We start from the raw sequence: 2438 nt of genomic DNA on the forward strand, positions 1-2438 counted from the left end.
CGCTGGCAGTGCGCCATGAGGCGCCTTGTCGTATCCCCGACTCAGTCGGGAGGAATTCGGAGGGAGATTCTTGGGTCTGATGGCTTACCCGATCCGGAAACGGTGACGGGACCAGAGCATGCCAGAAAAGCGATAGCCGGGCTCAGATATCGGAGACGGGGTATCACGGGACCCGCGTGACACGGTGAAAGCTGGATTGCCTGAACCCCAATCACCAGGAGACTGAAGGTCGAGTCCACCGGAAAGATATCTGAAACCGGTGCCGCGCCCTGCGACGGCTTTGTGCCATGGCCGACGCAACCTCCGGAGCGCGGAGCGATGCCCAACGAGGGCATTCAAGGTGATGAGTGGGGCACCTACATCACGCTACGACGTACGACAAGGACGAACATGGGATCGCCTACGGGAAGAGATCTTCCTATGGCGACGGAGGCCCCGTAGTAGTCGCCGGAGTCACGACCGGCCAAGGAGGACGGGAAGGCCGTCCGCATCGGGCGAAGGGGGCCAGGTGATCGGACACCCAAGAAACGGGAGGTATGCGTAATGCAGAGCGCCGAAACGGTGCTGGGTGTCCTGCGTGAACGCGGCAGGCGTGGCTTGCCGTGCAATGAACTGTATCGACAGCTGTTCAATCCGCAGTTGTATCTGCTGGCCTACGGGCGTCTGTACTCCAACAAGGGAGCGATGACGCCCGGGGTCACCGGGGAGACCGTGGACGGCATGTCGCTGGGCAAGATCGAGCACGTCATCGACGCGCTGCGCCACGAGCGCTACCGATGGAGCCCGGCCAGGAGGGTCTACATCCCCAAGCAGCGGGACCGCACGAAGATGCGCCCGCTCGGCCTGCCGCCGTGGTCGGACAAGCTCGTCGGCGAGGTGGTGCGCCTGCTTCTGGAGGCATTCTACGAACCGACGTTTTCCGATCTCTCACATGGTTTCCGTCCCCGTCGGGGCTGTCACACCGCATTGAGCGATGTGGTCCACACCTGGACGGGGACGGTCTGGCTCATCGAGGGCGATATCGCCCAGTGCTTCGACCGGCTCGACCATGAGGTCATGCTCCGAATCCTGGGCGAGAGAATCCACGACAGTCGGTTCCTGCGGCTGGTGCGGAACATGCTAAAAGCCGGATACCTGGAGAACTGGGTCTGGAACGCCACGCACAGCGGAGCTCCGCAGGGCGGCGTCGTTTCACCGATCCTGTCAAACATCTATCTGCACAAGATGGACGAGTTCGTCGAGAACGTTCTGATCCCGGAATACACCCGAGGAAGTGCCAGGAAGCCGAACCGTGCCTTTCACCGAGTGTGGGCGGCAATCGGACGCGCCCGCAAGCGCGGCGACCGCACCAAGGTGCGGGACCTGCGCAAGCAACTCCACAGCATGCCGAGCATGGATACTCAGGATCCCGGCTACCGGAGGCTGCGGTATGTGCGCTATGCCGATGACACCCTGCTCGGGTTCGCCGGACCGAAGGCGGAGGCCGAGGAAATCAAGAGGCGTCTGACGCAATTCCTGCATGACGACCTCAAGCTGGAACTGTCGCCGGAGAAAACCCTCATCACGCACGCCCGCACCGGGGCAGCGAAGTTCCTCGGCTACGATATCACCGTGCACCACAACGACCGCAAGGTCTCCGGCAGACGGCGCTCTGTCAACGGGACCATCAGATTGCGCGTCCCTCGTTCGGTGGTATCCGCCAAGCAGGCCCAATACAAGAAGCGCGGCAAACCCGCGCGCCGACCCGAACTGCTGAACCAGGACGACCACGTCATCATCAGCACCTACGGGTCCGAGTACCGCGGCATCGTCCAGTACTACCTGATGGCCGGCGACGTCTTCCGACTCGCCCGGCTGCAATGGGTCATGGAGACCTCGATGCTGATGACGCTCGCCAACAAGCACCGCTCGTCGGTGTCGAAGATGGCCCGCAAATACGCGGCCACCATCGAGACGCCGCACGGGCCGCGCAAGTGCTTCGAGGCCCGCGTCGAACGCATCGGCAGGAAGCCACTGGTCGGACGGTTCGGCGGGATCCCGCTGAGACAGAACAAGAAGACGGTCATCACCGACCGTCGGCTGGCCCCGGTCACCACCAAGCGCAAGGAACTGGTCACCAGACTCCTTGCGGGGCGATGCGAGGTATGCGGGCGCGTCGACGAGGTGGAAGTCCACCATGTCGCCAAGCTCACCGACCTCGGAAAGCCAGGGCCGGACCGGCCCCCGTGGGCGGATCTCATGGCCGCACGGCACCGCAAAACCCTTGTGGTCTGCGGAAATTGCCATGCGGCCATCCACGGCAGAAAGCATGTCCCAGCACTCACGCAGTAGTCACCGGAGAGCGACGTGCGGTGAAAGTCGCATGCGTCGTTCGGGCTGGGGGCCGTGGGAAAAGGACCTGCTCAGCAGGCATCTCGCCGACGGCCCACCAGTACCCT

General features: G+C 63.3%; 1 protein-coding gene. It reads left to right on the forward strand.

The window, feature by feature from the left end:
• Positions 1–543 precede the first annotated feature (543 nt).
• Positions 544–2331 carry a reverse transcriptase domain-containing protein gene (locus ACGF0D_RS44120; RefSeq protein ID WP_392926209.1) on the forward strand — a complete coding sequence of 596 codons (1788 nt, stop codon included), beginning with the start codon at positions 544–546 and terminating at the stop codon, positions 2329–2331.
• Positions 2332–2438 lie beyond the last annotated feature (107 nt).

Source organism: Kitasatospora sp. NPDC048298, assembly GCF_043201465.1.
Classification (GTDB): domain Bacteria; phylum Actinomycetota; class Actinomycetes; order Streptomycetales; family Streptomycetaceae; genus Kitasatospora.

Excerpts from the sequence above, each read along its gene's own strand:
- ACGF0D_RS44120 (WP_392926209.1), top strand. The coding sequence starts at position 544 with ATGCAGAGCGCCGAAACGGTGCTGGGTGTCCTGCGTGAACGCGGCAGG.